This is a genomic window from Hyalangium minutum, from assembly GCF_000737315.1.
In the GTDB taxonomy this organism is placed as follows: Bacteria; Myxococcota; Myxococcia; order Myxococcales; family Myxococcaceae; genus Hyalangium; species Hyalangium minutum.
The window spans coordinates 532,425-540,313 of record NZ_JMCB01000004.1; the positions used below are offsets into that span (position 1 = coordinate 532,425).

A 7,889-nucleotide genomic window follows, 5' to 3' on the forward strand; every position below is an offset into this window, starting at 1 on the left:
GCTCCAAGGCAGGGTGTTGCGTCTCCGTCTCGCGCGAAGGTGAAGGAGGAACAAACCTCCGATACGGCGAGCACTTACACAACTACACAACCCCGAGCCCCTGACGGACGCCGCCACGCTGCCGTGGTAAGCGGAAAAGAAGAAAATTCTGGGGGATGACTCAACGGAATCGCCCCTGGGGTGTTCCTCCAGGCGATGTCCAAGCGAGATCCTCAGCTGTTCGTCATTCCTCCCCCGGCCGCGCGGGCGGAGGAGCGCCCGGATGCGGAGCTGATGCTCCTGGCCAGTGCGGGGGCCACCGAGGCCTTCGAGGTCCTCGTGAGGCGGCACCTGGCCGGGGTTCAGCGCTTCGCCACGCGCTACCTGGGAGACCCGACAGCGGGCGCCGAAGTGGCGCAGGAGGCGCTCCTCAAGGTCTGGCACACGCGCCGCGAGTTCCGGCCGGTGCGCCCCTTCTCCGTCTACCTCTTCACCCTCGTGCGGAACCTCTGCCGCAACCGGTACCGCGACAGCCAGCGGCAGCGGCAGCGGCTCGGGCTGGAGGGTGGGGGAGCCGCGGCGCACTCGCCGCTTGAGGCCCTGCTCGAGGCCGAGCGCTACCGCCGGATGATGGCGGCGCTGCAGGAGCTCCCGCCCAAGCTGAAGGAGGCGGTGCTGCTCCGCTTCGATCAGGGGCTCGGCTACCCGGAGATTGCCCGGATCCTCGGAGCCCCCATGAGCACCGTCCGCTCGCGGGTGTTCCTCGGCATCCGCCAACTGCGCGCGCGCACCCAGGAGGATGGCGAATGAGTGCCCCCTGTCCCCAACCGATGGAGCTGTTCCAGTGGCTGGACGGTGAAGCCACCACCAACCGCACCCGGGAGCTCGAGGCGCACGTCGCCAGCTGCTCCCCCTGCCGCCACGAGCTGGCCTCGCAGCAGCGGCTGATCTCGAGGCTGCGAGAGCCGCCCAGGCCTCCCGAGGAGCATGACGTCCAGGCCATCATGGCGCGCCTCCACGTCACCCCTCCCATGGCTCGCCCCTTCTGGCAGCCGGTCTGGCACGCCGGGCTCGCGGCCTCCTGCCTGGTGGTGCTCGGGGTGTTGCTCTGGCAGGCCGGGCCCCAGGACGCTCCCAAGTCCTTCGCCGCGCGCGGAGGCGGAACGCCCTCGCTGGATCGGTATGTCGGCGTGGATCTGCTGTCCGCCGGGCAGCCACCGGTGCTGCTGCGGGACGGTGCGGTCTTGCGACAGACGACGCCGCTCTTCGCGCGCTACCGTCACCTCGGCGAGGCCCCTGCCTTCCTGCTCCTCTTTGCCCAGGACGCCGCAGGGGAGCTGCACTGGCTCTACCCGGCGTACCTCACTCCGGGTGACGACCCGCGCTCCGTCACACTGCCACCCGCTGAGCGGGATACGCCCATGCCCGAGGCAGTGGCGCTCGAGCACCCTGCGCCCGGCCCGCTGCACGTCTTCGCCCTGGTGACGTCCGAACCTGTCCGTGTGCTCGATGTGGAGGGACTCGGGCAGGGAGCGCTCACCGAATCACTCCTCCGCGCCCGCTGGCCGGAGGCCTCTCTCACCCACTGGACCCTGATGCTGGAGGAAGCGCCATGATCCCCTGCCCTTGGCTGAAGCCGTTGGTTGGCCTGCTGGTCCTCCTGCCCACGCTGGCGCTGGCCGCGCCGCGGGAGCGCTTCGTCCTGATCGTGGGCAACAACACGAGCGCAACGCTGGGGCGTCCGCCGCTCCAGTTCGCGGACGATGACGCCGCCAAGTACGACACCGTCTTCCGGCTGCTGGCGCCCGAGGCCCACGTGCGGGTGCTCACCGAGCTGGACAAGGACACCGCCCGCCTCTTCCCCCAGCTCCAGGAGCGAGCCGAGCCGCCCACCCGTGCCAGGCTGCAGCGGGCCTTCGAGGAGCTCTCCCAGCTTGCGCGGGAGGCCGCGGCCCAGGGCAAGGAGAGCGAGCTGTACTTCCTCTTCGCGGGCCATGGGGATGTGGAGAAGGGCAAGGGGTTCCTTGAGCTGGCTGACGGCGCCTTCACCGCCGACGAGCTCGAAGAGGCACTGGCCCGGGTTCCAGTGCAGCGGGCCCACGTGGTGCTCGACAGCTGCAACTCGTTCTTCGTGCTCAACCCGCGCAAGCCCGGCGGCCGGCGCTATGCCACGCCGGTGGACTCGGCGGAGGCGATGGGGCGGAGGCTCCCCCACGTCGGGGTGCTGCTGTCCACGAGCGCCGAGGCCGAGGTGTACGAGTGGTCCGAGCTCCAGTCGGGCATCTTCAGCCATGCGGTGCGCTCGGGTCTGCTGGGAGCGGCGGACGCGGATGGGGACGGCGCGGTCACCTATGAGGAGCTCGCCGCCTTCGTGGAGACGGCGAGCCGGGACGTGAAGAACCCAGCCTTCCGCCCGCGTGTGTTCGCCCGGGGGCCCGCGGGTGACAACCAGGCCCACCTGATCGAGTCCCTCTCTGCCGGTGCGGCCGTGCTGGATGTGAACGAGCAGGACGCCGTCCGTCTCGTCATCCGGGATGCGGAGGGCCTCCGCTGGCTGGACAGCCACAGCGAGGCAGGGCACCGCGTGCGCCTGAGCCTTCCCCCGGCCACGCGTGGAGGCAGCGTCGAGCGGGTGCTCGCCAACGGCCACGCGGAGCGGCTCGCGCTTCCGGAGGGCGAGGTGACGCTGGCGTCCCTGTCCACCGCCGCGACGGGCCCCGAGCCCCGAGGCGCAGCAGAGCCCCTGCGCGCGCTCTTTGCCCAGCCGTTCGGTCCACTGGCGCTGACCACCTTCCGGAGCGAGCAGACCGAGGCGCCTGCACCCGTGTACGGCATCTCTCGTGAGGACAGCAATCGCATGGGCCTGCTCCTGGGCCAGCTCGGCCAGCAGCAGCGCCAGCGGCGGCACTATGAAGGGGCTTTCGGTCTGGCAGCCGGGGCGGCCTTCGGAGTGGCAGGAGGATTGAACCTGCATGCGAAAGGCTATGAGGCCTCCACCTGGACCTACCTCACGGCGGGTGCGTTCCTCGCTGGGGCGGGCACCTGGAATCTGCTGAGCACCTCGGAAGGAGAGGAAGTGGAGGCCGACTACCGCAGAGGGCTCCTCACCCCCGGGGACCGCGCTCACCTGGTGGCGCTCACCGAGGAGCGGCTCCGGGGCATCGCTGAGGCCGAGCGCCACAAGAGGTTCCTCGTCAAGCTGTCCGGTGCCTTCACGCTCGGCGTTGGAGCGGCGTTCACGGTGTGGCAGGAGCGGGCCAAGCCTCCCTTGCCCGAGAACTACGGGCGGGCGCTCAACCGGATGGTGGGGCCGGGGCTCATGCTCGCTGGCGCTGGCGCCATCCTGAATGCCGTCCTGCAGCGCTCGCCTACCGAGCACCTGCTCGAGGCGTGGAGCGCTGACTCCGCACTCCATGACATTCCCCAGGTGTCGTTCACGACGCTGCCCGAGGGCGGGGCCATGGTCGGCCTGTCAGGCCAGTTCTGACGCCCGGGTGCTGCACGGCCCTAGGGGCTCGAGCGAAGGACTGGCGGAGCCGCTCGCCAATCAGGCGGCGGGCCTCGTGCGCGGCGTCTTTGGTGACGTGCTCGCCCGTCACCACGACGCGCTCGATGAGCAGACGCACCAGCCGCTGCCTGCCCTCGAAGTCGAGCGCGTCGAGCTCCACATGGCCGCTATCCCGCCTATACGCAGAAGGACCTCGGCGGCACGAGCGAGGCGGTGGTGCTGGCACGGACGCCGCTGCACGCGGCGCGGCTGGAGTGGCCTGAACTGCCGGGCGTGGAAGCCCGCGCGTTCGAGGCGCCACTGCCCGACGACATGGCCCGGGCGCTCGAGTTGCTGAGGCTGGCCCCGGCCTGAGTCCTCTGGCGGGGGCTACTTCCTGCCCACGGTGTACTCGGGCGGCGGCGGCCACTGCGGCTCGGTTGCGGGCTTGCCGCGCCAGTCGATGCCGAAGAGGTGGCCCTTCTCGCAACGGTACTGATCGGACTCAGCGCCTTCATAGACGCGGACAGCCTTGGTGATGACGTCGTCACCGAAGCAATCCATGCACATCACCGCTGCTGCGAACGGTCCACCGGCCATGAGACAGCATACTCCGGCACGTACTGCCTAGGGCAGGTGGGGAACTCGAGGGAGTGTACCGGTGCAGGTGGTCGGAGGGGACGGTGCTGTATGCGGCGGTGAGGAATAATCTCGCTACGCTGCTGGCGGAGGCAGGCGAACTGGGGCGCGGACTGCCTCGGTATATGGAGTGGGATTTCGCCAAGGACTTGGAGTGCGTATGGTGGAGAGATGAAGACGGGCGGATGCGCATGCGGCGCCGTGAGGTACGTGGTCACCCTCGAGTTGACCCCTGTCACGTTCTGCCACTGCTCGAAGTGTCGTCGCTGGCATGGACACGTCGGGGCTTACACCGCCGTCGACCGCCCCGGTTTTCAACTCACCGAGGAGCGCGGGCTCAGGTGGTACGCGGCGTCGTCGACCGTGCGGAAGGGCTTCTGCGGCGAGTGCGGCTCGAGCTTGCTATGGGACGAAGAGGGCGCGCCGAAGATGTCGATCTGTGCGGGTACCCTCGATGCCCCGACTGGGTTGAGGTCGAAGGCACATATCTACCTGGGGAGCAAAGGCGACTATTACGAAGTGCCTGAAGACGGCCTCCTGCGGCGAGAAGAGTTCTCTCGCTGAAGCGTGGTCCGCCTGAGCCTGCCCGGATCAGAGCGCGAGGGTGAGCACGAGATCGCGCTGCGGATCGTTCCCCAGCAGGAAGCGCATCTCGCCCACCTCGGTGAAGCCCCAACGTGCGTAGAAGGCCCGTGCGCGGGCATTGCGTTCCCACACGCCCAGCCACAACACGTCATGCCTCCGAGTGCGCGCCTCCTCCAGACAGCGGAGCATGAGCGCAGCCCCCACTTTAGCTCCCAGGAAGGGCCGGTCCACGTACAGGCGGGTCAGGTTGAGCGGGTGCTCGGCCTGCACGCACTGTTCGCGGGCTCCGTCGCGCAGCAGGGCAAAGCCGGCGGGGACTCCAGAGACCTCCGCCAGCAGGTACAGGTTGAGCGGGTCCTTCAGCTCCGCTTCCTGGAGTTCCGGCCGGTAGTGCGAGGCGAGGAACGCCTCCATGTCCTCAGGGGTGTTGTCGGCGGCGAAGGAGTCTCTAAACGTGCGCGCGCCGAGCTCCGTCAGGGTCGCTGCGTCCGCCAGCGTCGCGGGGCGGATCTTCACGGCGTGCGCGGGATGCGTCTCCGGGGGCGTCATCGGCGCGCACTCTAGCGTCACGGGCGCGCGGTGGGAGAAGCGGATGCAACTGCGGACGGGGCTCGGCTTGTCGACGTTGAGGAGATCTGCGACCGGGCCGTACCAGTCCGTCGGCGTGCGCATCAGCGGGTCTCAATCTCGCTATGGGCGGAGCGCCCTGCGGCGAGATGCCGCGTGGTCCTCCCAGCATGGCGTTGGTAGGACATCGCACACCTCTCTCAGGTACACAGCTGCTCGGTGGTGCCCTGCTTCACGCGCAGCTGGGCCGGAGCCAGGCGCTCTTGCGGGACTTCGGGGGGCTGAAGGTGGGTGCGACGGTCGGTCTCGGTGGGCTCCGCCGTTATAGGCGAGGTGGCCAGTGGCTGCTGCCAACCGGTGGGTACCGTGAAACGACGCTTCCGACTGGTCGGAACCATGAAACGACGCTTCCGACTGGTCGGAACCATGAAACGGCTGTTGCCCACCGGTGGGTACCGTCGCCAGGCACAGTCCGCGATCGCGGACGGTCCCTGGCGTGTGCGGCAAAACCTACCCCAGTGAGTTCAACGGGTTGGCAAGACGCGCCGAGGCGCCCGGAGCCGCCACCCTCCGCGCAAGCCCTTGTCGACACCTGCACGCGGCCCTCCCAATCCAAGAAGACGTGTTCCAGGTCAATGGCCCGGTGGACGATGCCCAACGAGCGCCTGCGCTCGTCCTGGGCCGTGTGTGCGTGGTGAAGGGCGCCCGCCACCTGGGCGCCCACGTGCAGCGCGAAGAGGGGAGAGAACCACCGTCTGCACTCCGTGACGAGTGCGAGAACATCATTCAACGAATTGCCGGACGGATGATCGGTGATGACGTACCAAGCCCCCTCCGCCTTGGGCAGCCCGTGGACGCGGACAAACTGCGGGTGCTGGAGAGGGCGCTAGTCGTAGGGATAGAACGGTGTCACCTCCACCTCTCCGCTGTTGGCGGCTTTCGTGGCGCCGTCCTTGTCCATCGAGTACCCCTTGCGGCTTCGCCCGATGATGCACACAGGAAAGTCTTCCTTTCCGGGCAACTTCGCGCGCTCGTACTTCACGAGCACCGCAGCGGGTTCTTTCCTCCCCTTGGCTGTCTCGTCTTGCGGATCCACGTAGACGCGCCCCCACAGCTTGGTGCCCGGGGGGGCCTTCTTGTACTGCTCGCGGTCAAGGCCCGTGTCAGGAACGATTGCCACGATTTCAGCACCGGGGCGGAAAATCACCTCGTCCGAGTCGCGGTCAAAGCGGTCATCCAGCGCGACATCGAAGCGATACCCAGCCTCCCAGCCTTGCTCAAGCATGACTTTTTGTGTCCGCTCGGGGCACTTGAAAGGCTCGGGCCTGATGGGGGCCCCGGTGCATCCGGCAGCCACGGCGGCGAGAAACGCGAGTGCCCTGCACACCGTCGCGCTCGGGGGTTGCTTCTCTGCGCGAGAGGGGCGCGCCGGCTTGGGGGCTTCTGGCTTCTGGGTCGTCACTGTTGAACCTTCCTTCTGTGTGTCCGCAGGAACTGCGGGGCCTCTGTCCACCGCTCGCATGGGGACAGGCGTGGACATAGCAGGAGCGCTCTCAAGTGGGGCCATGGGGACAGCAGTGGCAGGCATCGGCGCAGGGGCCCCGCGAGGCGCCGGCGCTGGTGTGGGCGTGGGCACTGCTCCAGGCCAGAGCACGAGCGCAACGGCAAGGCAGGCCGCCACGAGGCCGCCCCCCGCAAGCACCGTACGCGCGTGGAGCCGCCCCGCAGGGGCGCTCAGCGTGGCCCCTGCGCGCCCCTGCGGCTCCTCCCGTGCGACAGGCTTCTCAGCCTTCGAGAGCTCGGGGGAGCGCTGCTTCGAGGGAAGATGCACCGGCTCCAGGTATTCAGCGCTCGTGACGGCTGCCAGCTCCGCCGCTTCGCGCCGCAGGGCTTCGGTATCAACGGGGCGCTTGCCTGGGTCACGCGCCAGGAGGCTCTGCACCCAGTTGCTCACGGCCACGGGTACGCGGGGATTCAGCTTGTGGACAGGTTGCGGCGTACGGATGACGCTGTTGATGGGCTCCCTGGGGCGCACCTCCGTGGGGCGCGGATCCGTCAGCAAGTCATAGAGCATCACCCCATAGGCGAAGATTTCGTCTGACACCTGGAAGGCGTACCGCGCCCGGTGTTCTTCCTTGTGCTCGCGGAGAAACTTGAACTGCTCGGGCGCGCGAAAGCGATCCGTTCCCGGGGGCAAGCCTTCTTCGGTCAGGTCCTCGGCGAGCGCGTGGCTGGCGCCTCCCAGGTCGATGATGATCGGCTCTCCGTCGCTCTTGCGGATCAGCACGTTGGCCAGTTTCAAGTCGCGGTGAAGCACGCCCCGGCTGTGCATGTACGCCAGCGCTGCGGCCATCTTCACGAAGACGGACAGGACTTCATGCACGGTGGGGTGTTTGCGCTCCATCCACTCGGCCAACGTCCAGCCGTCCACGTAGTCCAGGACGAGATAGACGTTCCCGCTCGCCTTGTCCGGTAAGTACCCGTACCCGCACGGCTGGACGATGTTGGGGTGGCCCAGGAACAGCAGCAGGATCCCCGTATCTGTTCGCCGTGCCCCGTCGTGACGAGGTGCTCCCCGGTGTGACACCTCATGGGCTCCAGACGAGGAGGAGTCCATGGAGAAGGAGTTGGA

9 protein-coding genes are annotated in these 7,889 nt (G+C 68.3%); 5 read left to right on the forward strand and 4 right to left on the reverse strand.

Features of this window, described 5'->3' with window-relative positions; translation table 11 throughout:
• The first annotated feature begins 195 nt into the window (after window positions 1–195).
• From DB31_RS13545 to DB31_RS46495, 4 genes are all read left to right on the forward strand, one after another.
• Window positions 196–789 carry an RNA polymerase sigma factor gene (locus DB31_RS13545; protein ID WP_157231961.1) on the forward strand — a complete coding sequence of 198 codons (594 nt, stop codon included), beginning with the start codon at window positions 196–198 and terminating at the stop codon, window positions 787–789.
• A complete protein-coding gene (locus DB31_RS13550) occupies window positions 786–1,595 on the forward strand; it encodes an anti-sigma factor family protein (RefSeq protein WP_083968232.1) in 810 nt (269 codons plus the stop codon). The genes DB31_RS13545 and DB31_RS13550 overlap by 4 nt, the downstream gene beginning before the upstream one ends.
• On the forward strand, window positions 1,592–3,466 hold the full coding sequence (locus DB31_RS44780) for a hypothetical protein (RefSeq protein ID WP_052419933.1): 1,875 nt from the start codon (window positions 1,592–1,594) through the stop codon (window positions 3,464–3,466). The genes DB31_RS13550 and DB31_RS44780 overlap by 4 nt, the downstream gene beginning before the upstream one ends.
• Window positions 3,467–3,700: 234 nt before the next feature.
• The gene (locus tag DB31_RS46495; protein WP_420806692.1) at window positions 3,701–3,841 is read left to right on the forward strand and encodes a hypothetical protein; all 141 of its coding nucleotides are present in this window, start codon (window positions 3,701–3,703) and stop codon (window positions 3,839–3,841) included.
• Window positions 3,842–3,856: 15 nt separating this feature from the next.
• Here the strand turns inward: DB31_RS46495 and DB31_RS13560 are convergent, their stop codons facing one another.
• On the reverse strand, window positions 3,857–4,066 hold the full coding sequence (locus DB31_RS13560) for a hypothetical protein (protein ID WP_044187129.1): 210 nt from the start codon (window positions 4,064–4,066) through the stop codon (window positions 3,857–3,859).
• A gap of 210 nt (window positions 4,067–4,276) precedes the next feature.
• Here DB31_RS13560 and DB31_RS13565 point away from each other — a divergent pair, with 210 nt between their 5' ends.
• Window positions 4,277–4,669, forward strand: a complete 393-nt coding sequence (locus tag DB31_RS13565) for a GFA family protein (protein WP_044187131.1) — start codon at window positions 4,277–4,279, stop codon at window positions 4,667–4,669.
• 27 nt (window positions 4,670–4,696) lie between these two features.
• Here the strand turns inward: DB31_RS13565 and DB31_RS13570 are convergent, their stop codons facing one another.
• From DB31_RS13570 to DB31_RS13580, 3 genes are all read right to left on the reverse strand, one after another.
• Window positions 4,697–5,362: a GNAT family N-acetyltransferase gene (locus DB31_RS13570; protein ID WP_240486680.1), complete on the reverse strand. Its 666-nt coding sequence runs from the start codon at window positions 5,360–5,362 to the stop codon at window positions 4,697–4,699.
• Window positions 5,363–5,457: 95 nt separating this feature from the next.
• Window positions 5,458–5,655: a hypothetical protein gene (locus tag DB31_RS13575; protein ID WP_044187134.1), complete on the reverse strand. Its 198-nt coding sequence runs from the start codon at window positions 5,653–5,655 to the stop codon at window positions 5,458–5,460.
• 488 nt (window positions 5,656–6,143) lie between these two features.
• Entirely contained in the window at window positions 6,144–7,874 is a 1,731-nt protein-coding gene (locus DB31_RS13580) for a serine/threonine protein kinase (protein WP_083968234.1), read from the reverse strand.
• Window positions 7,875–7,889: the final 15 nt, after the last annotated feature.